The sequence below is a fragment of the Photobacterium rosenbergii genome (assembly GCF_033022775.1).
In the GTDB taxonomy this organism is placed as follows: domain Bacteria; phylum Pseudomonadota; class Gammaproteobacteria; order Enterobacterales; family Vibrionaceae; genus Photobacterium; species Photobacterium rosenbergii_A.
The window spans coordinates 399776-422137 of the sequence record NZ_JAWJZI010000001.1 but is presented as its reverse complement, the minus strand read 5'-3'; the positions used below and the strand labels follow the sequence as shown (position 1 = coordinate 422137).

20 protein-coding genes and 1 pseudogene are annotated in these 22362 nt (G+C 44.8%); 9 read left to right on the top strand and 12 right to left on the bottom strand.

Going from position 1 to position 22362, the window contains the following annotated elements:
• The first annotated feature begins 257 nt into the window (after positions 1–257).
• Together glgC and glgA are read left to right on the top strand one after the other, a co-directional pair.
• The gene (gene glgC, locus R2X38_RS01980) at positions 258–1475 is read left to right on the top strand and encodes a glucose-1-phosphate adenylyltransferase (protein ID WP_317520346.1); all 1218 of its coding nucleotides are present in this window, start codon (positions 258–260) and stop codon (positions 1473–1475) included.
• A complete protein-coding gene (gene glgA, locus R2X38_RS01975) occupies positions 1465–2982 on the top strand; it encodes a glycogen synthase GlgA (RefSeq protein WP_317520345.1) in 1518 nt (505 codons plus the stop codon). The genes glgC and glgA overlap by 11 nt, the downstream gene beginning before the upstream one ends.
• A gap of 74 nt (positions 2983–3056) precedes the next feature.
• Here the strand turns inward: glgA and R2X38_RS01970 are convergent, their stop codons facing one another.
• Positions 3057–3374: a metalloregulator ArsR/SmtB family transcription factor gene (locus R2X38_RS01970; RefSeq protein WP_317520344.1), complete on the bottom strand. Its 318-nt coding sequence runs from the start codon at positions 3372–3374 to the stop codon at positions 3057–3059.
• A gap of 440 nt (positions 3375–3814) precedes the next feature.
• On the opposite strand from R2X38_RS01970, the gene rsgA reads away from it, so the two are divergent.
• Complete coding sequence (gene rsgA / locus R2X38_RS01965; RefSeq protein WP_317520343.1) at positions 3815–4858, top strand: ribosome small subunit-dependent GTPase A; 1044 nt, start codon at positions 3815–3817, stop codon at positions 4856–4858.
• An 87-nt stretch (positions 4859–4945) separates the two neighbouring features.
• On the opposite strand, the gene R2X38_RS01960 is transcribed toward rsgA, so the two are convergent.
• Both R2X38_RS01960 and R2X38_RS01955 read right to left on the bottom strand, forming a co-directional pair.
• Entirely contained in the window at positions 4946–5881 is a 936-nt protein-coding gene (locus R2X38_RS01960) for a bile acid:sodium symporter family protein (RefSeq protein ID WP_317520342.1), read from the bottom strand.
• Between the two features lie 261 nt (positions 5882–6142).
• Positions 6143–6922, bottom strand: coding sequence for a transporter substrate-binding domain-containing protein (locus tag R2X38_RS01955; RefSeq protein ID WP_317520341.1), 780 nt, complete (start codon positions 6920–6922; stop codon positions 6143–6145).
• 455 nt (positions 6923–7377) lie between these two features.
• On the opposite strand from R2X38_RS01955, the pseudogene R2X38_RS01950 reads away from it, so the two are divergent.
• A pseudogene (locus R2X38_RS01950) lies at positions 7378–8061 on the top strand (endonuclease); the annotation flags it as partial.
• A 589-nt stretch (positions 8062–8650) separates the two neighbouring features.
• A complete protein-coding gene (locus tag R2X38_RS01945; protein WP_317520340.1) occupies positions 8651–8953 on the top strand; it encodes a hypothetical protein in 303 nt (100 codons plus the stop codon).
• A gap of 49 nt (positions 8954–9002) precedes the next feature.
• Here R2X38_RS01945 and R2X38_RS01940 read toward each other — a convergent pair whose 3' ends face one another.
• The gene (locus R2X38_RS01940; protein WP_317520338.1) at positions 9003–9683 is read right to left on the bottom strand and encodes a hypothetical protein; all 681 of its coding nucleotides are present in this window, start codon (positions 9681–9683) and stop codon (positions 9003–9005) included.
• Positions 9684–9856: 173 nt separating this feature from the next.
• Between R2X38_RS01940 and modA the strand changes: the two genes are divergently transcribed.
• The 4 genes from modA to R2X38_RS01920 all read left to right on the top strand — a co-directional run bounded on the left by modA (position 9857) and on the right by R2X38_RS01920 (position 13529).
• Positions 9857–10639: a molybdate ABC transporter substrate-binding protein gene (gene modA / locus R2X38_RS01935; protein WP_317520337.1), complete on the top strand. Its 783-nt coding sequence runs from the start codon at positions 9857–9859 to the stop codon at positions 10637–10639.
• Positions 10639–11328, top strand: a complete 690-nt coding sequence (gene modB / locus R2X38_RS01930; protein ID WP_317520336.1) for a molybdate ABC transporter permease subunit — start codon at positions 10639–10641, stop codon at positions 11326–11328. Before modA ends, modB begins: the two co-directional genes overlap by 1 nt.
• Complete coding sequence (modC, locus tag R2X38_RS01925; RefSeq protein WP_317520335.1) at positions 11325–12410, top strand: molybdenum ABC transporter ATP-binding protein ModC; 1086 nt, start codon at positions 11325–11327, stop codon at positions 12408–12410. Before modB ends, modC begins: the two co-directional genes overlap by 4 nt.
• 501 nt (positions 12411–12911) lie before the next feature.
• Entirely contained in the window at positions 12912–13529 is a 618-nt protein-coding gene (locus tag R2X38_RS01920; protein ID WP_317520334.1) for a CAP domain-containing protein, read from the top strand.
• 166 nt (positions 13530–13695) lie between these two features.
• Here the strand turns inward: R2X38_RS01920 and R2X38_RS01915 are convergent, their stop codons facing one another.
• The 8 genes from R2X38_RS01915 to malT form a co-directional block, all read right to left on the bottom strand.
• Positions 13696–14331, bottom strand: a complete 636-nt coding sequence (locus R2X38_RS01915; RefSeq protein ID WP_317520333.1) for a DedA family protein — start codon at positions 14329–14331, stop codon at positions 13696–13698.
• Between the two features lie 3 nt (positions 14332–14334).
• On the bottom strand, positions 14335–15066 hold the full coding sequence (locus R2X38_RS01910) for a glycosyltransferase family 2 protein (protein WP_317520331.1): 732 nt from the start codon (positions 15064–15066) through the stop codon (positions 14335–14337).
• A gap of 94 nt (positions 15067–15160) precedes the next feature.
• Positions 15161–15982, bottom strand: coding sequence for an alpha/beta hydrolase (locus R2X38_RS01905; protein WP_317520330.1), 822 nt, complete (start codon positions 15980–15982; stop codon positions 15161–15163).
• Positions 15966–17048, bottom strand: coding sequence for a M14 family zinc carboxypeptidase (locus tag R2X38_RS01900; RefSeq protein ID WP_317520329.1), 1083 nt, complete (start codon positions 17046–17048; stop codon positions 15966–15968). Before R2X38_RS01900 ends, R2X38_RS01905 begins: the two co-directional genes overlap by 17 nt.
• A 222-nt stretch (positions 17049–17270) precedes the next feature.
• Complete coding sequence (locus R2X38_RS01895) at positions 17271–17552, bottom strand: D-fructose-6-phosphate amidotransferase (protein WP_317520328.1); 282 nt, start codon at positions 17550–17552, stop codon at positions 17271–17273.
• A gap of 143 nt (positions 17553–17695) precedes the next feature.
• Positions 17696–18340 (bottom strand): hypothetical protein, encoded by a 645-nt coding sequence (locus R2X38_RS01890; RefSeq protein ID WP_317520327.1) that lies wholly within the window; start codon positions 18338–18340, stop codon positions 17696–17698.
• A 136-nt stretch (positions 18341–18476) separates the two neighbouring features.
• Positions 18477–19154 carry a DUF4336 domain-containing protein gene (locus tag R2X38_RS01885; RefSeq protein WP_317520326.1) on the bottom strand — a complete coding sequence of 226 codons (678 nt, stop codon included), beginning with the start codon at positions 19152–19154 and terminating at the stop codon, positions 18477–18479.
• Positions 19155–19185: 31 nt separating this feature from the next.
• Positions 19186–21894 (bottom strand): HTH-type transcriptional regulator MalT, encoded by a 2709-nt coding sequence (malT, locus tag R2X38_RS01880; protein ID WP_317520325.1) that lies wholly within the window; start codon positions 21892–21894, stop codon positions 19186–19188.
• Positions 21895–22362 lie beyond the last annotated feature (468 nt).

The window sequence follows — 22362 nt, the reverse complement described above, 5'->3', positions numbered from 1 at the left end:
ACTATTACGAAAATGTATGAAAACTGTGGATACTGTAAACAAAATAATATTTTGTTGGCGTTTTCTTGTTATATGGTTTATTGATAGTTCTACTACTAAGGATGAGGTGGTATGAGGTGATGTAAAAATCAGTGTTCATAATGTAATAAAACAAGATTTTTGAAACTATTCACCAAATTTCATTGCAAGCCTATTCTAATCCCCCATTGGAATATGGTATATATGATTATGATTGCTTACTAACAAGGAGGTACACCATGGCTGGTGTTTTAGGAATGATTTTAGCAGGTGGCGAAGGTTCTCGTCTGCGTCCGTTAACAGATACACGAACTAAACCTGCGGTGCCATTTGGTGGCAGTTACCGCCTTATTGATTTCGCACTTAACAACTTTTTGAATGCTGACCTGATGAAGATTTATGTTCTGACTCAGTTCAAATCTCAATCTTTGTATGTGCACATGAAAAAGGGCTGGAATGTATCAGGGATCACAGGGCGATTTATCGATCCTATTCCAGCACAAATGCGTATGGGTAAGCGCTGGTATGATGGTACAGCAGATGCCATTTACCAGAATATGCGTTTCATGCAGCTAGAAGAACCTGATCAGGTTTGTATTTTTGGTAGTGACCACATCTATAAGATGGATGTTAAGCAAATGCTTGATTTCCATAATGAGAAAAAAGCGGATCTAACGGTTGCTGCTCTTCGTATGCCTCTTAGTGAAGCAAGTGCGTTTGGTGTTATCGAGGTTGATGAAAACGGTTGTATGGTTGGTTTTGAAGAAAAGCCTGCTAATCCTAAGTCAATTCCGGGTGATCCAGAAAATGCACTTGTCTCTATGGGGAACTACATTTTCGAAACAGATGTTCTTTGCAAAGAGCTTGAAGAAGATGCAGTTGACGAAAATTCAAGCCATGACTTTGGTAAAGACATTATTCCAAAGCTATTCCCACAGGGTAAAGTGTATGTCTACGACTTCATGACCAATATTATTCCTGGTGAGAAAACAGCAGGATACTGGCGTGATGTAGGTACTATCGAGTCATACTGGCAGGCACACATGGATCTGCTTTCTGAAGATGCGCCATTCTCTCTATATAACCGCCAGTGGCAGCTACACACTTACTACCCACCACTACCACCTGCAACAGTACTAGACAGTGACGACTGTAAGGTCGATATCAACAACTGTATGATTTCTGCAGGTAGTTATATCCGTGGTGCTAAGGTACACAAGTCTGTACTGGGCTTCCGTACCAATGTCGATCATGACACGACTATTAGTGAGTCTGTGATTTTGGGTGATGTGAAGATCGGTGCCAACTGTTCTATCCGCCGCGCTATCATCGACAAGAATGTAATGATTGCACCGGGAACGGTGATTGGTGAGAACCTAGAAGAAGACAAGAAGAAGTACCACGTATCTGACGAAGGAATTGTTGTGATACCAAAAGGAGCAAAAATTGGTTACTAGGAAGAAATCTAACTCTAAGCCACTGCAAATCTTGTTTGTTGCTTCAGAGGTAGACGGATTGGTCAAAACCGGAGGTTTGGCAGATGTTGCCAAATCACTGCCAGCTGCCCTTAAGGAACTAGGGCATGATGTGCGAGTGGTGATGCCTCTATACCGCAAAGTACCCAATGGTGCTGATGCTGTTGAATTACTCGATACTGAGTTATTGGTATCGACCCAGCCTGAGGCTGTATCGTACAAGGTTAAACAACTACATAATGGTGATGTGCCTGTTTATACCGTTGATGCACCTGAATACTTTGACCGTCCTGAGCTGTATGCAGAGAACAACGAAGGTTACCGTGATAACGGTGAGCGCTTTGCTTTCTTCAGTGCCGCTGCCTTGGATATGTGCGAAAAACTGGGTTTCAAGCCAGATGTTGTTCACTGCAATGATTGGCATACTGGCCTTGTCCCGTTCCTGCTGAAAACCCGTTATGCAGATAATGCTTTTTTTGCTGATACGCAAAGTGTTATTTCCATTCACAATGCGGTGTTCAAGGGGACGTTTAATTATGACCAGTACAGTTTGATCCCTGAATTGATCCAGAAGCGTTACCTTCAGCTGGAAGATGGTTCAGCTAACATCAGCATGCTAAAAGCTGGCGTTGCGTTTGCCGACAAGGTAAATGCGGTAAGCCCGAACTATGCCAAAGAACTGCTGACAGAGCTTGGCTCTCACGGTATGGCGACAGATTTCCAGCACCGTTCGGATGTCCTTTACGGTATCGTGAACGGTTGTGACTATGGTGATTGGAGCCCGGAAACAGATCCGTACATCAAGCAGCACTTTAAAGCCAATAAAGTCAGTCTTGCGCGCGGTAAGAAAGCATGTAAGCGTGATCTGCAGCAGCAAGTAAACTTGCCACAGGATGATGTGCCTGTATACGGCATGGTTTGTCGTCTGACGGAGCAGAAGGGGATCCAATATCTTCTGCCGGTATTACGTGACTTCTTGGTTAATGATGTGCAGATTGTACTTGTTGGCAGCGGTGACCCTAAACTGGCTGAAGCGTTACGTGCGATCAGTGACGATTTCTCGGATAAGTTTGCCTTTATTGAAGCATACGATAATCCATTGGCTCACTGTGTCGAAGCCGGTTCTGATTTCTTCTTGATGCCATCACAATTTGAGCCTTGTGGCTTGAACCAAATCTACAGCCTGGCATACGGTACTCTGCCGATTGTTCGCGGTGTAGGCGGCTTGAAGGATACGGTTATCGATTACGATCAAACCCCGCAGTTTGCGACAGGTTTCGTGTTCGATGCCCCAACTCCAGAAGCGCTTCTTATCAAGATGCAGCGAAGCTTGTTGCTATACTGCCAGCGCCCTCAAGAGTTTAAGCGCCTTCAACAAAACGCGATGGCGTGTCGTTTTGAGTGGAAAGATGCTGCGGAGCAATACCTGCGTATGTATGCCGGTGAAGAAGAGTCTGTACTGGAAAAAAAGCAGATTGAGTGTGCCTAAACACTTAATTAGGTATGCTGCAAAATAGATAAAGCCCTCATTTTGAGGGCTTTTTTGTAAAATCAATTGTTTGTTTATTTTTGTTCCACAGTGTGTTCTAGCGCTTGCTCATCAACACAACATTCTTCCTTTAGGAAGCCGATAACACAATCCAGCTGCTCATATTCTGCAACACAATACAGAGTACGGCCTTCACGGCGTTGGGAAAGAAGACCGGCTGAAACAAGGCTTGAGATATGATGCGAAAGCGTTGATCCCGGTATGCCGAGTTTTTCCTGCAAGCTCCCAACAGGTGTACCTTGATAGCCTGCACGGACAACAGCTTTATAAATGCATAAACGGGTAGGGTGGCCCAGCTCTTTGAGCGCCTTTGCGACAACTTCAATATCCATGATTGGTCATTCCAAGAAGAATCTTAATTCGATATTACTGGAACAATACAGTGCACACCAGAAAAAGGCGTCAAATAGTGTTTTTGAAAAGCCAGCAACGGCTCGCTAGGTCATTCTTGATGAATATATAGGCACGGAGGCTATCCATTTACAAAAGATCTGTTATTATCTGCATCAGAATTGACCATAACACTAGGAGAAAAAGATGATTGTATTACGTACCCACTCGGCAAAGACTGCGAAGCAAACACAATAAGCGTTATAGAGCTGATATTAACCAAACAAGCATCAGCGACACTTTACTAACCGCTTTACAACTTCCTTTCTCTTGCCCGGTGTTATTCAACCCGGGGTCTATCTATATTTATTTGACCCTAAATTCTCTTTGATACGCATTATCAGAGCCAAAACTGATTAGTGGCTTGTGCGTGGGGAAAATAATGAACTCTACTATTACACTTAGCCAGCTTGGTTGGCAGCCAGTTTTTCAACAGCAACTAACACTTGAAGATTACGAACAAGCAAAAATTGCCCGTATTTTAGCGCATCACCGAAATGGCTACGCCTTGCAGACAGAGGATGGTTCGGTCACGCTTGATATCCATCACTCGTTACCGGCAATGACGGTAGGGGACTGGGTACTTATTGACAGTGACAACCGCTTCGTTCGCTTGTTGGAGCGAGTTTCGTTATTTAGCCGTAAGGCTGCGGGTACCAAGATAGCGGAGCAATACATTGCGGCAAATGTCGATACGTTATTTATCGTCTGTTCGTTGAACCAGGATTTTAACTTGAGCCGGATAGAGCGTTATTTGGCGATAGCGCGAGAAGCCAATGTTGAGCCTGTCGTCATATTGACCAAAGCGGATTTATGCCAAGACAGTGATGAGAAACGCCAGCAAGTGCAGGCGCTCGATCCCATGCTAATGGTTGAGGTGCTAAATGCATTGGATGTATCTTCGTATGGTGCGTTGGAATCATGGTGTCGCCTAGGTAAGACAATTGCGTTCATGGGATCGTCTGGTGTAGGCAAATCAACACTCGTCAATACCTTGATGGGCAACGAAGTGCAGCAGACGGGCTCTATCCGCGAGGATGACAGCAAAGGGCGTCACACGACAACGTCACGTTCATTGCATTTCATGCCATCAGGTGCGGTATTGATCGACACGCCAGGAATGCGGGAACTGCAATTAACTGATTGCGAGAGCGGTGTTTCTGAAACATTTGCTGATATTGAAGCGCTAAGCCAGCAATGTCGCTTCAGTGATTGCCAGCATCAGTCTGAACCCGGTTGTGCTATTCAAGAAGCACTGGAAACTGGTGAGCTCGATGAGCGCCGACTGCAGAACTATCTCAAGCTGCTTAGGGAGCAAGCCCGCAATACCGCTACTCTGAGTGAGCTTAGGAATAAAGATAAGCAGTTGGGTAAAATGTACCGCTCTGTGCAAAGCCAAAGCCGGCAGCGCAAGAAAGGCTACTAACCTTAGTCAACTTGTCTAAAAATAAAATAAAGCCTTGTCGGTATGGTTACCGGCAAGGCTTTATTTTAATAGGCGTTAGCTAACCCGCTAATTTGCGATCGAGGTTTTAGCTTGGCATTCTTTCCTGCCAGCCCAGTAACCAGCCAACAGTGAGCCAGAAATATTGTGCCATACCGAGAAAATGGTGCCGGCAATGGCGGAAGCAGGTGAGAAGAACTTCATCGCCAGTGCGGTGGCCAGTCCAGAGTTCTGCAGGCCAACTTCAAAAGCGATGGTCCTACAGGTTGACTCGTTGAAACCTAGAAGGCGACAGCAGTAGTAGCCAGTAGTTAAGCCGAAGCCATTGTGGAGTATCACCGCAAGTGCAACCATTGGGCCCACTTGGTTTAGATTCTCTGCGTTCAAAGCGACAACAATGGCAATAATCAATACGATGGCGATCATTGAAATAAGAGGCAGTAAAGCATTCACCTTGGCAACAGCTTTTTGAGCAAAAGTGTTGATGACTACACCCAGTCCAACAGGTAAAAGGACAATTTTCACCAAACTCATCAGCATCGCAGATACCGGCACATCAACCGTTTCGCCTACCAATAGCTCAACCAAAAGAGGGGTAAGGATCACGCCAAGTAGTGTAGAAATCGCGGTCATTGAGATGGAAAGTGCGACATTGCCTTTGGCGAGAAAAGCCATGACGTTCGATGAGGTCCCCCCGGCAACGCTTCCTACCAGGACCATGCCAACAGTCAGTTCGGTGCTAAAGCCCAACAGATAGCTGATAAGCAGTGCTGTCAGGGGCATGATAAGAAATTGTAAAACCACACCGACACCCACGGCTTTTTTGTGTTGGGCGACATTTAGGAAGTCCTTGGGAGATAAGCTGATACCCATGGCAAGCATGATGATAGTCAACAAGGGTACGATTTGTGTTTTCAGCTCGACAAATAGGCTGGGTGATAGATAGGCTAATACGGCAAAGAGTATGGCCCATACGGGAAATAGCTGGGTGATCCTTCCAATCATTACAACTTCCTTTTCATAGTTATATTTAATGTGTGACAATTATATTTTCACAAAGCTTATTGATAAAAAAGCCAAAAAACAAATACGGTTGTAGATACTAGACTTCGCGACTTTTAGTTATTTATATGCCGATGTGTGGGGCAAGGTTAGAGATAAAACTAACTTATACTATAGCTAATTAGTGATTTATTTTTCGGTTGATAAAGGGTAACTAGTGAGAGGCAGTGAAGCGCCACCAAATACTAAGTGGCGCTTAACAAACTAGATTTTGATACCCATGTTTTTATCGATGATTTTATCTAGCTGACCATTTTGCTCTAACTCAGAGAGTGCTGCATTAATGCGAGCCTTTAGCTCGTCGTCTTTTGGCATCATGGTAGCAATGGTCGATTCTGTGAACTCAAATCCAGGCATTGAGCGGCAAAGTTCATCATGGTGGCGGGCGCGGTAGTCCGCTTCCACTGAATCAGGGATCATTAAATCAACAGTACCATCGAGAATCCGGTCATAAACGTATTTGTTGGTAGGCTCAACATGTAGCTTGGCTTGCTTCAAATTTGCCCGGGCAAAAATAGCATTTGTTCCACCCTCGTTGATGATCACTGTCGTGTCAGGCTGGTCAATTTTTGCCAATGAATCAAACTTCTCTACGTCTTCACAGCGAGTAATAGGTGTTTTGCCGTAGTTGTAGTAACTATTTGAAAAGTATGCATACTCTTTACGGGCATCGGTAACAGAAATACCGCTCATGCCAATGTCGTATTTCCCTGCTTGGAAATCTTCCATCAGCGTAGGCCAGCTGGTTGGTACAAGAGTAAGCTTGACGCCCAGCCGTTCTGCAATTACGGCTGCAAGATCATGTTCGATACCGACATAGCTACCGTCACTGAGTTTCTCAGAAAACGGCATATAGTCACCCGTTACACCAACGCGGATCTCTTGATTTTGTTCAATTCGGTCAAGTGCTTCGCCCGCGAAAGCAGAAGAGGTGGCAAGGGTAAGTGCACTAAGCAACGCAGTAGTAAGTAATCTTGGCTTCATGTTCGGTATCTTATGTTGTGTGATGTTTGGTCATAAAAAGCTGTAGCTGGGCCGTGGTGAGCCTCTGTTTGTTTTCCAGTTCAACATAATCGAACTCTCACGACATCACAAGATAAAATGTCAATATTGTCATTGTTTTTTGGTTTTATGTATTGTGTAAATATTGGTTTACATTTGTGCGGTTGGTGTGGCGAATTTCTGTTTTTAAGTGTTATCTGCATCAATATTAATTGGTCTTGAACCTGCCTTTGTCGCCATTAATCATGTGATGAAATTGAGTTTGTTATATCTGCTGCCAAGTGTTTGTAAAACACCTCTGCAACAGTTGAGTAAGAGGTGAGCTACCTCTGCTGATATAGTTACTATTCAACATTGTATCAGTAATCTACCTATCGAATTATCTATAGTGTTGTGTCATTCTAGTGCTACTTATCAATACCTTTGTTGCATGGAACATGACCAGAAAGATTATTTTTCCCTTATTAGCTCTTATTTTTTCAGCTTCCGCCGTCTCCGCTCCGAATAATTTCAGTCATGCCAAAGTGTTAGCGAAAGAACATGTCTACTTCGATCAGACAGAGAATGGTACGTTCTACTGCGGGTGTGACTACACCTTTATGGGGAAAAGTGGTGGTCGTGTGGATCTAGATAGCTGCGGGTACGAAGTGCGAAAAAACCAAAATCGTGCCCAGCGAATTGAATGGGAACATATTGTTCCGGCGTCTAACTTTGGTCGTGCCAGACAATGTTGGCAGGAAGGTGGTCGTAAAAATTGCGTGAAGAACGATCCTGTTTTTGCCGCAATGGAAGCCGACATGCACAATCTAACGCCTTCTATCGGTGAGGTGAATGGCGATCGTTCTAACTTCAACTTCAGTCAATTCAATGCTTCTGCTAGCCAATACGGGCAATGTGATTTCAAGGTAGATTTCAAAAGCCGGTTAGCTGAGCCGAGAAATGAGGTTAAAGGCCAGATTGCTCGAACCTATTTTTATATGTTCGATCGCTATAACTTATCGATGTCTACCCAACAGCAGCGTTTACTGGTGGCCTGGGATAGGCAGTACCCAGTGTCGCAATGGGAGCTAGAGCGTAACAACCGAATTGCTAAACAAATGGGTAATGATAATCCGTTCGTTACAGGCAAAGCGGTCTGGCAGGTGGGGCATAAGAATAGTGGGGAAGGGCTAAAAACCGCCGTCAAATTGAAAGAGTCCAGCAAGGTAACAGATGCGATGAGTTATATCCGAGGCAATAAGAACAGCAAGGTTTACCACTTGCCTGTTGGTTGTCCGAGCTATGATCGCGTTAGCTCAAAGAACATTGTCAATTTCCATTCTGAGCAAGAAGCGTTATCCGCCGGTTACCGAAAAGCAGGCAACTGTTCATAATCCTATTTGTAAATCTGGCTGGGCGTGCTTGCTCAGCCAAGTCTCCACCCCGTTTAACCCTTGTATGTGAATGATTGTAAATTAAGCGGATTATATTCTTCAAAATAGAGAAATGAGATTCCATAATTTGCAGTTGTTGGCTTTGTAATAGTGATAAGCACTAAGTTGGCTGGGTGTTTCTAAATGTAATTATATATTTATCTGTGTATCCAGTTATTCGTGTTGCAAAACTCTGACTGTTTTATATGCCGCTGCCGCACACCGCAATTATCAGCTTTTCGATAAGTATTCCTGATGGTAATTTTAAATTTGTTTAGATTTGCTGATTCGGGTGAGTATGGAAAGTTTAGTGGTAATCATAGCGGCGATCTTATGGACTGCAGGGCGCTATAGAATCCATACGCCTGCTGAATGGCAGGCTAAGCCTTGGTATATCAAAGGATTAGCCATAACTTTGGCAATTTTCCCCGCCTCTTTTTTGTACTTCTGGGATGAGCTGATCACCTCAGCAGTATTCCTAACGAAAAATCAGATAATCTTCTGCGAAATCTCACTGCGCCTTTTCCTCATTGTAATGGGGATTCAAAGTATGATGGGCATCGTGTTTATCGTGAGTTCAATGAAAAACAAGCAGAAGTAAATCCCCCCAGTTGAAGCATTCATCAAATTTTGGGTTTCATTTTTGCTCGTTAGTCCGGTGTAGACTCGGTTGTCGAAGGAAGATTAATCAGCCCAGTACCAGCATCTTTTATCAGGTTAACCGGAGAAAGTAATACCCCTTTTACCGCGCCTTGCGTTGCCTGCAGGGTTAGTTGCTCACTCTTCTCGACGATCTCATCAGTTTTTGCGAGTATGATCGGCACATCATTGCGTAGGTGCTCCGATTCAGCAATCACCGCCGGAATTGTTCCTCTTCTATACTCTTCAGATTCAACCAATACCACAGGTATTACATCTGTCCGGTAATGCTTTATTTCATTAAGGGCTGTTGGGATGGTAGTGCTGTTAACTGTGTCCACGGTTTGGATAACCGAGGGTATGGTTTCACTGCGTATTGCATGAACTTCATCTAGCAGGCGTGGAATTTTCTGATCTACTGAGGCTACTGTTTGGTTTACTCCTTCTATGGTCGTTTGAATGTCGTCGGCCAACAACAGCGCCTGTGGGGTGAGCTGTTCAAAGGTTTTCGCCAGCAGTAACCACTGCTCAATCTCAAGCTTATCGGCTGTCGCATTGATATCTGCCATCATCTGAGGATACGTATCAACCACTTTATTAATCGTGTTGGTAAACGAGTAGATGGTGTATCCCAAGTAAAAAATAGATATGGCTAAGACGAGTTGTATCGCAGAGCCTAAACGATTTTGCATAACGACATTCGTGTTCTATATCTTATTACCTAGAATTATATACTTACGTATTAGGATTAACAGAATGAAAGTATGCCAGTGCTCATCATGTGTCCTTTATCACTATCTAGGTATTTAGCTTTAGCGTTATATACTTTAGTATATAACGGTGTTTTTGCTCGTAGGATCTGAAGATGAAGAGCTGGAAAGCGGTTGTTGCCGCTATTGTTATATCTGTAGCGTCTTTTTCAACGATTGCCGCTGAAAAGGTGACCGTTTTTGCGGCGTCGTCATTGACCAATGCCATGAACGATGTGGTGTCCGCCTATGAGCATAATACCGGTGAAAAGCCGACGGTTTCCTATGCATCTTCTTCGGCATTAGCACGTCAGATAGCCCAGGGTGCACCGGCTAATATCTATGTTTCTGCCAATGAAAAATGGATGGATTATCTTTCCGACCAAGGTGTGATTGTGCCGTCAACGAGAAAGCCTCTACTTCACAACAGTTTAGTGATGGTGGCGCCTAATGATTACCCGCAGCAACACATTACCTTGAATGATTCATTGGATTTCACCAAAGCTTTAGATGGCACACGGTTAGCCGTTGGTGATCCTAACCATGTGCCTGCTGGGATCTATACCAAAGAAGCATTGGAGAATATTGGCTTGTGGCAACAAGCAGAGCGCCTTCTTGCAAGAGCCAATAACGTGCGAGGAGCATTGTTACTTGTAGAACGGCAGGAGGCGTTACTGGGTGTGGTGTATAAAACAGACGCGCTAATTTCTAACAAAGTTAAAATCGTCAGTGAGTTCCCTGCCGATAGCCATACCGCGATCAGTTACCCTGTTGCCATGGTTGATGGACGACAAAATGAAAGTGCCAAATCGTTCTATGACTTCCTTAATTCTGATGAAGCCGCGGCCATTTTTTCTGAATACGGTTTTGAGGACGTGAATTTCGAGGATGAGAAGTAGTGCTAACCGAGTATGAAGTCCAAGCATTACTGCTTAGCTTGAAAATTGCCAGTGTAGCGGTTGTTGTTAGCCTACCTTTTGGCGTCATTTGCGCTTGGTTACTGGCTCGCTGTCAGTTTGTTGGCAAGTCACTACTCGATGGTTTGGTACATTTGCCTTTGGTTCTGCCACCCGTTGTCATTGGCTATTTATTGTTGGTGGTGATGGGGCGTCAAGGTGTTGTGGGCAAGGCGCTATATGACTGGTTTGGACTGACATTCAGTTTTAGCTGGCGTGGGGCTGTACTAGCAGTTGCAGTGGTCTCTTTCCCGCTTATGGTGCGCTCAATCCGGTTGGCGCTCGAAAGTGTCGACTACAAACTTGAGCAGGCTGCCCGTACATTAGGGGCGAGCCCACTTAAGGTGTTTTTCACTATTACTTTACCGCTGACGCTGCCGGGAGTGTTAACGGGGTCCATTTTGGCATTTGCCCGCGCGCTGGGTGAATTCGGTGCAACCATTACGTTTGTCTCTAATATTCCCGGCGAAACCCAAACTATTCCGTTGGCGATGTATTCATTCATTGAAACACCTGGCGCTGAAGATCAGGCGGCAAGATTATGTGTTATTGCGATAGTGATTGCGCTTGCATCTATTTTGGCTTCTGAGTGGCTGTCTCGCGCAGCAAGACAGCGATTGGAGGCGAGATGATAGAGATTGATGTAAAGCAAAAGCTGGGTGATCTTGATATGGATATCCAGCTTCAGTTACCTATGCAAGGTATTACGGCTATTTTCGGCCGTTCCGGTGCGGGTAAGACGTCATTGATCAACGTCTTAAGCGGACTAGCAACGCCTGATTCTGGCTCTATCTCTCTTGGCCAACATGTTCTTTATAACCAGCAAGCAGGGATCAATTTGCCGCCCGAGAAGCGTCGAATCGGTTATGTGTTCCAAGATGCTAGGCTTTTTCCTCACTATACAGTAGCTGGTAATCTAAATTACGGCTGTAAGACGGAAGATGCTGAGCAGTTCCATTCAGTGACTCAGCTGTTGGGGATTGAACATTTACTCAAGCGCTATCCAGCCTCTTTGTCTGGAGGGGAAAAGCAAAGGGTGGCGATTGGCCGAGCATTGCTTTCAAATCCTTCAATGCTGCTGATGGATGAGCCTCTCGCTTCGCTTGATTTACCTCGAAAGCAGGAACTGATGCCTTATTTAGAGCGATTGGCAAAAGAGGTAAAAATTCCGATTGTCTATGTTACTCATAGTCTCGATGAGATCCTTCGGCTCGCTGATCATATGGCGATGATCCACCAAGGTAAGGTGGTGGTGTCAGGGCATATCAATAGTGTTTGGGGCTCGCCGGAGATGAGGCCTTGGATGCCGGCTAAGGAACAAAGCTCACTGATCAGTGCTCGGGTTAATCATCATCACCCTCACTACGCTCTGACTCAGGTAATGCTCAATCATGATGCTTACCTTTGGGTTAATCGTCTGCAAAGTGTGCGCGGTGAATGGGTAAGGGTGCGTGTTCATTCCAATGATGTGTCACTGACCAAGGTGAGGCCTGAGCAAACCAGTATTCGAAACATACTGGCGGCAAAGGTAGATAAGATTCACCCGGTCAATGAGCAAGAACGTATCGAAGTCCGTCTGAGAGTAGGTGAAGCGCAATTGTGGGCCAATATTACCAAGTGGGCAGCTGATGAGCTAAACCTTTCGGTTGGAGATAAAGTCTTCGCCCAGATTAAAGGTGTCAGTGTGACACAAGAAGACCTTGCAACCATGTAATAGTAAGTGCTCTAACGAATAAACGAAAAAAAGTATCACTACGTAGTGGTACTTTTTTGTTTTTTATCTAAATAATTTAAGTTAATTTAGTTATATATATAATTTTTTTGTCCTATAAATTACTGTTTTCGACCATGCTTCACTTATTTCACGAATTTAAAGTTCATTTATTTAGTAATTGTAATTATATAAGTGTACATATGGGTATAGATTTATGTGCAGTATGTTTTTATAGATATTTTTAATTTATTCTTAATTTTTTCATTGGCTTAAATTGAACTAAGTCTTGGTGGGTGAGGTTTTATATTGTTAATTTATTGTCAGGTCATTGAAAATATCAAGGTTGCATATTGAACCGTTAAGCAGCGAGTAAGTATAGTATGTTTCGTAAAAAATGATTAGAAAATTTATTTATTGTGTTTTATTAGGCTAAATTACTGCTATCTCTATCATCTAGTTGTGCCTAATAAAACACACCAAATGCAAACTACATGGTGTGTTATGAAACTTATTCCGTTATTCGTCTTGTCATCACTCTTGCTCGTAGGCTGTGGATCTGGTGGTTCTAGCTCCTCTTCGCCGGATGAAAATTCGGGCAATCCGATTGAGGTGCCTGATGAAGGTCAAAAACCGGGCACAGATCCGGGTGATGGCGAGGAGGGCAATACGACTCCAGAAGAACCGTTGCCTGCACCGGGGGATACTTTTGCAGAGCAGATGCTGTATGCAGTGAACCAAGCGCGCTCACAAGAGCAAAACTGTGGTGGTCAAATCATGCCAGCAGTACCAGCTCTGACATGGGACTATGATTTGGAATCAGCCGCATTCTCTCATTCAAGTGACATGGCCAACAATAACTTTATGAGCCATACCGGCTCAGATGGTAGCTCGCCACAAGATCGCATTGAAGCTGAAGGTTATTCATGGTCAACATGGGCAGAGAATGTTGCTGCAGGTCAGAATGACATAAATGCTGTAATGACGTCGTGGATGAACAGCCCAGGTCACTGTAAAAACATCATGAACGGTAGCGTTACTGAAATGGGTGCGTCATATGTTGAGAATTCATCAACACAGTACGGTATTTACTGGACTCAAGTCTTTGCTAAGCCTCGTTAATTCAAAAGTGAATCTGCGATAGAATGTTATATTAGCCGCCTACATTAAAAAATAGCCTTATAGATTAATAGCCGCCTACTTTGGCGGCTTTCTATTACTCCGTTTGTATAAGCACGATTTTTTTAAGCCCAATTTTGGTAGACTATTTCTATGTTAAGTGACTTGGTTAAATGGCTGTTATCAGCGCCATTATCCAGCAGCTAGCCATAAGGAACCACTTTCTCCAGCGATATACCCGGTAAATGAGCACAGAGGCAATCAGTGATATCAGGCAGGCGATAAGTAGCACACTATGCTCTTGTAAGAATAGCCCGACAGTCTGCCAGTTTGGCAGTACCTCAATCCCTTTGCCGATAAAGAATCCAGCAAGCGTAAATTGACCGACGCCCAATATCAAACCAATGGAGGAGTAGAGGGTGAAGCTTGTCCAACGCATGGCATAGCTGCCTGCGAGAAATGGCATTATCCAAGTGACAGGACCCAGTAAACGTGAGGCCGTAACAATCCATGGGCCCTTTTTATGTAGGATCAAACGTGTCTTGGCGATCGGACGTTTGGTTTTACTGAACTTGCGCACTAACCAGCGACGCCCCTGCGGGCCGCAACGGCGACCAATGAAGAAACTCAATTGATCGCCGACAAACCCTCCGGCAAGAACGGCTAATACGCCATATATCGCGCCACTACTAAGCAAATACCCGGCCGCGAGTAAGAATGGCTCACCAGGGAAGAACAGGTTAGGTCCGATCAGGGCATCAAGAAAGCTCCCTCCAAAATACCACCACCAAGAAACGTCATGCATGAATTACCTTGCATCCTTGTAATGATCAAATTGATATTCCATTTCGTTGTTTCGCATTTCCCCTAAGAAGAAACGTCGGACATTGGCTTTTAGGTAAGTAAGGCCCATTTTGACAAAACCATCTTGTTCCAGACGGCGAGGGTCAAACCAAAAACTCACTGGGATCATGCGGTAGCGCCATGTCTTGGCCGCTCTCTTTGCGTAGTCGCAGTCTTCACATAGCACAATGGTCTGATCAAAACCGTCGATCTCATTGTGCGCTCGCTTGGTTGAAAACAAGCAGGCGCCAACAGCGGTAGGGAAGAAAAAGGACGTTGTAAACAACCCGGCGTTGAACAGCCCATATCCCAATTTATAGCCAATAGATAAGTCTTTAGCTGCCATATATGCCCCGGCAACTTCTAGCTTGCGGTTATCCAGCTCATAGAGAGCATTGGTCAGGAATGTCGGGCTTAAGCGGGCGTCGGCATCAAGGAACAACAAACGTTCGTGCTTGGCGATTTGTGCACCGGTATTTCGGCCTAGGCTAGTACCACGTTCGTCCATCTTGTGGACAGTTAGGCTTGGTAGGGCTTGTTCAAAACCTCTGGCAACCTCACAGGTGTTGTCATCACTGTTGGAATCCACAACGATAACTTCGAATTGCTGGTGGCTTTGCTTGCTGAGATCGTCCAGTAGACGGCTAATTCGTTTCTCTTCATTTAATGTGATGATTACAATGCTTATAGGTGTCATAACTTTCTCCAGTTTTTGTCTTTACTGGAGCTAGTGTGCAAACCTGTGATTGAATTAATGCTGAGGGCTTAATTCATATTGCATTCATGTTGTTTTAATGGGGATTATGGCGCTGGTAAAACATCGCAACCTTGTCGAGTAACCATTGTGGATCATCAGCCGGAAGGTCGTGGCCTGCCTCGGGGTGAATCAACAATGGAATGCCCCACTGCTTAGCCAATACTTTACTGCAGGAGATATCGACTAACGCATCATTATGGCTGCCAATAAGTAAGGTTGTTGCTGTTGGTGATGATTCAAACTGAAAACGGCTGGCCGCATAGAGTTGCCGCAGTGTATTAGATATTGATACCGGGTTGGTTTGACGCCATTTCACCCAACTGTCGATAACACTGGGCTGAGATTGCCGTGTCGTCATATCAAATATTAGCGACTCACGTTTTGCATCAGAGATGAAGAAAAATGTCAGGAGGTTCTTGTACTGCTGCCACCTAAGTCTTTTGTAGAAGGGGGAGTAGTTATTCAGGCTCGAGTTAATTAAAACTGCAGATGTTACATCCTGCGGGCATTGTCTCATCCATTCCAAAGCAATCATGCCGCCCATAGAGATAGCGATGATATCAACACCGTCAGAGGAAGACGGTGTCGGCGTATTATCTGCTTGCAAGCCTGTGGGGGAGGACGACTTTTGTTTGGCGAGCTGGATTTTTAAATCAGCGACCATGGCTGAAATGTTAGTTGGTGACTGCTCAAGAAAGCGTGAACCATTTCCTGCAATGTCTAATGCAATGATTTCACGGTGTGGAAAAGCGTTTGCCAACATGTCGGCAAATTTACCCCAATGACGAGTTTCACGAAGTAGTCCTCTGAGCAATAGAATGGGGCGATGGTGAGCATCATTAGCTGTTTGGTTCATAGCACTGCTGGGTCTGTTTTGAGGCATATTGTGGATACCAGAGTAATTGCGCTTGCTGAGCAAAGTCGTCATTTTGATCGCTAAGATACCAGTGTTGATAAGAATAGGTTGCGTTCATCAGAAATTCAGTCAGTGTCAAATGTGTACGAAGAACACGCTGAATTCTATGTGGTTTTATAGGGTGAAACAGACCTATGCGGTCGAGTATTTGTAATGGGTTTTTCCTTACCCAGCGCCAAGAACCCATTTCTAGCGTGAGTGGTAGAAGGTGTTGCTGGCGGTTGTCTGAGATGTCATATAAGTAATCCCACAAATCACCGTGGCAGGTGTAATGCTTTGTTTGGGGCTCAAACAGGTAGTTTTGATGGGGAAAAGCATTAAAGAACATTTCCCTCAAATGATATAGGGCACCAATCTGCGAGATGGGTTGAAACTTGCTCCGGGCGTAGGGAAACCACAGCCTATCTTTGGTTCCGAAACCGGAGTGGAAGTCCAATGCTAGGGTGAGCGGGCTGGACTCAGTCGCTTTTAGTACTTCATTACTTAATGCTTGTGCTTCGATTTCCATCGCGTGTTGCGCAATGCCTCGGTACCAAGGGATATATTTGGATATGCGATGTCCACCGACAAGCCAAGCCGTGCGCTCTGTGCTCTCCACAGGGGCGTTTCTCATCAAATCAACATGATTACCGTTGGAGCGGTATCGTTTTGCCATTCCAACAGGATTGAGCAAAGGCATAAAAACAAGTTTGATCCGGCTTAGCTTTTGATGAAGGGCCTCATCCCAGTGAAGGCGCTGGCATACGCTATCTAATAGTGAAATGACGACCTGGCTGCCAATACGCTCTAAGCCATGGATGCCGCCGACAAAAAACAAACAAGGTGAGTGTTTATTAATAGCACCGATGCTGATTTTATAGATAGGTAGGGGGATATTTTCGAGGTCGGCGTAGCTAACGACTTCTGTGGAGACATTAACGTGGCTTAGCGTCGGTAGTGAATGATTGATTAATGCTTCAAGCTGCATGAGCTCAGGCAATCTGCGGTATAGGCCTTCCTTGAACAATACGCTTCACTCCTTTGCCCTGCTCTATGAACCATTAACCAAGAACTATGTACAATGATATATGGTCGCATAAGGACCACTGTCTTATCCGGATTCTATCTACAGGGTATGACAAGTTAATGTCAGTATAGAAATGGAGAGCGGAGTTTAGTCGGCCTGGATGAGTAGAAAGAGCAATCGCTACAAACTAAGCGGAGAGCATTGCAGCAATTGCAAAGAGCATTAGTGAGATTGACTGTATTTTTTTGCCGACTCTAAATGATACGCTTCAACATCGTGAACCCATTGCGGGCGGTTAATGAATCGTGCGATCAAGAAGCCCGGTAGTACAAAGGGAAAAAGCGGTAATGCTTCATGTAAATACGTATTGGCTAGCACCTCTTCATGCGTAATGAAGTTTAAGGCAGCGAGAACACTAAAGATTAAGCCAAGTACTACCAGAATTGCGGAGATCACTAAGCCGATGCCTAATAAATCCCTTAAATAAAGCCTAGAAGCATTCATATCTATTTCCTCATACAAATGATCGAAAATAAATATACGCTTATTTATGCTTGCTGTTGTGATATTGATCACATATGAGGTTCAGTTAAACCATACTTATTAGTTTATTGATATAAGGCAATTTTTGAGCAAGTCAGTGCGCTTTAGAACGTATAACGAACACCGACCTGATAACTCGTCATTGAATATTTATCAATGGTTGAATATGAAAAATTAGCTTCAATTTTCATGTTGTTAGAAACGTTGAAGACATTGCTCAATCGGTATACTCTAAATGTGTCTTTGAGCTGATCGGTGCGGTATGAAGGCTCGAGCAGCCATACCTCAAACGGGGTGTAGCGTAGCCCTATCTCGCCACTAGCACCTGATTCGCTGTATTCTTTGCTTTTATGCCCAAGAACTTCACCTTGCTCCAGTTCAAAAAGGGCGACCCCCAGCGTTGTAAAAAGGGCTAGTGAAGGAGAGAGTGGTTGATAGAAACCTACTCCAGCATTGTACTGTGATAGAGAAAATTGGTTCCGTTTGGATAGTTCGATTTTGCCTGTTACATACAATCGGTGTGTGAAATTCCAGCTGCCTTTTAAATAGGCACCCGCCATACTGTCAGCAACCGTCGTCCCTTCCGTATCATGATGAAAATAATGGGAACTAGTAAACTCATGGCTCAGCCCTGTGTATTGGAACCCGCCACTAATATAATCAAATTCCGTCGCTGGTTGTTTTGAGTGTGCGAGTGGGGCAGTAAGGACAAGTATGAATATTGAGAAAGCGCGTAGGTGGATGTTCATGAGTGTAAATATGACAACAAGTAGATTCTGCCGTCCATCATATACCCATAAAAACAATGTTCAATATGTTTAGTGAACAATGTTCGTATTAAATTGTAACTGTAATTGTATCTAGAGCTTCAAAGATAGAGCGGACTTACAAAGCCCACTTAAAAGCATTATGGAAGATGGCTTTGCCATCCGTTTCAATATTATGACCGTGAGATAAGATGATTCGGTCAAACGGCCAGGTCAGGATTTCTTGCAGCGATTGCCTTAATCTTGTTTTGTTCTGGAAAGTCCAGCGCCAGTATAGGGGCATAGCAGGGTGTCGATAGCATCCGTTGGCCAATGCCAGTGCCATGGTGAGGATATTGGTTGAAGGGCGGAACCAGGCAAGAGTATCACCGACGATCAGGGTATTGGATAGCGGATCGCAAAAGATCACTTCTTCCATCTTGTCGCTGCCTCTGAGTAGAGTCTGGTATAACTGGTGTTGCCAGATTTTAGGGCTGTTGGCACTCAGTGCATCATCGAAGACGAGGTCAGTACGCTTGTTTTGAAGCCCGGGAGGAGCAAAAAAATAAGCATCAGGGTAGGCGAGCCACCACTCAGAGATAAACAAGTGGTGGTTCATATTTGGTGTCACAATCGCTTGAATTGCCCCAAGTTGGCTAAGTTCAAGTTGCAGTGCAGTCGTCAGTTGGATAGGAGAGTGGATTAATAGCTTGCCATTCTCAAGTCTGATGACTGTCATCCTAGTGCCAACAGGAATGCCATTCAATTTGAATGGCATGTCCCAATACCAGAGCCGATCCTTGCTCCATTCTTCCATAGAGGTCATCCTTAACCCGTTGTAAGGGGGCTTAGAAGCCCATTAACTTCAACAAATTTTCTGCTGTTTCAATGGCCTGTTGTCGATTAGCGATATTGAGTTTTTGATACAGGTTGCGAATGTGCGTTTTGATGGTCGTCGAAGCGACATCAAGTTCAGAGGCAATCTGCTCGTTGCTGTATCCGGTGTAGATCAATCCCAGTACCTGCCATTCACGTTGAGTTAGCGGGCTGGTACGGATGAGTTCAGGGACGTCTGGTAGGTTAAGCAGCTTCTCGACAAAGCTTTCATCAAAGTGGACAGAACGGTTACGCTCTTTACTTGTCATTTCCCGCAATAGTTGACGGGCGCGATGAAGCTCTAACTCATTTAGTGCTTTGGTATCGACCAACTCTTGGATCAGATCACAAATCTGGCTACCGTCACAAAGGAAGATGCCAACCATGCCAGTACTGTTTGTTAATTCAAGCGCTTGCTTCATTTGAGCCAAGGCGAGATCCCTACGCCCCTGACGCTTGCTTAGTACTGCTTGTACCACAAGATTACGGTTTTTGTCTGTGATCAGATTGTGCTTATTACAGTTTTCATCGAGCATGTTAAAGATAATTTCAGCACGCTCATATTCGCCAATATTGACACAAGCACGACCAATATTTCGCCATTGAAGTTGCTGGAAGTGGTTACAAGCCGCTTCAGGTTGTTCTGCATGGATTAACCACTGCTGGATGCTGTCCATGTCACCAGTTATTTGCCAATAAAGCAAATTGGCCAAGTCGGTATTAGCACGCCAGTCAATATGGTAGATCGAACGGCTCATTAGGCTGTTGCACAGATCAAGATAACGGCTTGCTTTATCTTGCTCACCACGAGTAATCGCTATACGGGCTAGCATAGAGTAAGCATGGAGTGATTTGGTCTCGTCATAGGGGGCCAGCACTTCCAAGCTTTTCAATGCCGACTCTTCGGCTTCCTCTAAACGGTTCCAACACCATAGGATTTGTGCGCGAAGGCGTAGCAGGAACTCGTGCAAAGGTACTTGCTGTAAGTGCTGTTCTTTGACCAGCTTGAAAGCCTGTTCAAGCAGTTCATAAGCGTTCTGTACATAGCCTTGGGCCAACAAGATTTCAGCTTGCTGAAGAAGCGCCCACAATGCCTGGTGATAGACATGGTATTGGCGTGCCATCTTTTCCGTCTGCTGCATCATAGGTAGTGCACGGCTTAGATTACCCAAGCAGTGGTGAACTTCGCCGACTACAGAGGTTGCAACAATTCGGCTACGGTAGGTCGTAGACGGAAGTTGTCCTAACGCTTGTTCCGACAAAATTAACGCTTCGTCTGGCTTTCCTTGGTTGATAGCCACTTGCGCGCGCAGGGCATTGAATTCACCCTGCAGGGCATCATTAAGTTCTATATCACGCTTGGCAAACTCGGTTTCTGTCTCCGCAATCATGTCACCCACATCGTTGTACAGGTGCTGGCTTTGCAGTAGCCACATGTGGAGTAGATTTAGACGAGGCTGGCTATAAAGCTTTTCGGCATCGATTTGATCCAAAGCATCTTGTAATAGTTTCATCTCACCGTGATGGAACATTTCCCAACCAAAATCGCACAAGATATTGATCACCAGCGCAGTATCTTCACACTTTTGGGCATGAAGCAGGGCCTGTTGCGGTGAATTCTGTTTTAGCCATGCTTTGGCGGCCAAAGCATGCAACTCAGCCCTTTGTTGTGGGATCTGGGAGTAGCGCTGGTGGCGGAGGAACTCGGCAAATAGGTTGTGGAAGCGGTACCAGTTGCTGTCACCTTCAAGGGTATTGAGGAACAAGCCAAAACGATTGAGTGATTCAAGCACCGCCAGCGCATCACTACGGCCCGTGAGGTCAGTCACCAATTGCGCATTGAACATATCCAATACCGAACACTGCAATAAGAACTGCTGGGTTTCAGCGTCAAGCAGGTCAAACACTTCTTCTGCTAGGTAGTCCCACAAATGACCACGGTTAAAGTTAGCCATTGATTCTGCAGACTCAACCAGGTTATGCGGCTTTTGCTGGGCGTGCAAGGCGATTAACTGTAGGGCTGAAGGCCAGCCTTCTACTTGATGGTGGAGAGTTCTTAGCACGTTTTCTTCGATGTTGTCACCGATACGCTTGTCGAAAAAGCGGGTGGTTTCTTCTTCATCAAAGGCCAGCAGATCATTATCCACCTCAATCAGCAAATCACGAATACGAAGGTTCGCGGTACCAAGAGGAGGTAATGTCCGGCTGGTAACTACCAGTGTTAGGTTGTCTGGCATATGCTTAAGGAAGAAACGCAGTCCGTCGTGAATGTCATCGTTGTTGATGAGGTGGTAGTCGTCGAGGACAACGTAGGTCTGCTCATGGTAATCAGCTAATTCACCAAACAGTTCGCTGAAAAGAGTAGACAGGCAGGCAAACTGACGGCGCTCAGCCATGGCCTGGGTTTTCAAGCAGGCGTTATTTGTCGCTTTATTGATGGTTTGCAGTAAGTAATTGGCAAAACGGAAGGTGTCATTGTCATTCTCGTCAATGTTGAACCAACCGGTATGCGGGTGCTCATTCAACCATTGGGCTGCCATGGTCGTTTTGCCATAGCCCGCAGGTGATCGAAACAGCACAAGACGATAAAACGGGGCCTGCTCTAGCGTTTCCAGCAAACGGGGACGTAGTATTGCATTATGAAGGCGTGCCGGACGAGTTAATTTAGATGGTATCCACATAGTCTTGCTATCTTATTGTAAGGTTTCAGTTCCATTGTTGCTCAGGAGCCTTGCTCTGAATGAATTATGTTATCTGAGCATTTATGCCATGTAATCCTGATTATCATTTCAAAAAATTGCAGTGAGGCATTTGATCTAGATGATAACTTTGACAGCGCATTAGGTTGAATTCAGCAAAAGATGTCAACTCATCCCTATATTTATGACACGGTTCACATATCTCTGATTTTTCACCATCTTGTATCTGTCCAATTGCACATGAAAAGGTAGTCTGTATTTGTGACTTTAAATGCATATGGATGGGCGTTTAAGTCCTTCTACACCCCAGAATTTTGCATTGTGTCACATAAAGTGGGGGAGATTCATAACTACGCCCCTCCCACTCATCCCTACTCCTCCCCAATTCGGGAGGATGTTAGCGCTGATAAATACAGGCAATATTGTCAGCAGTTGGAAATAATCCTAGAG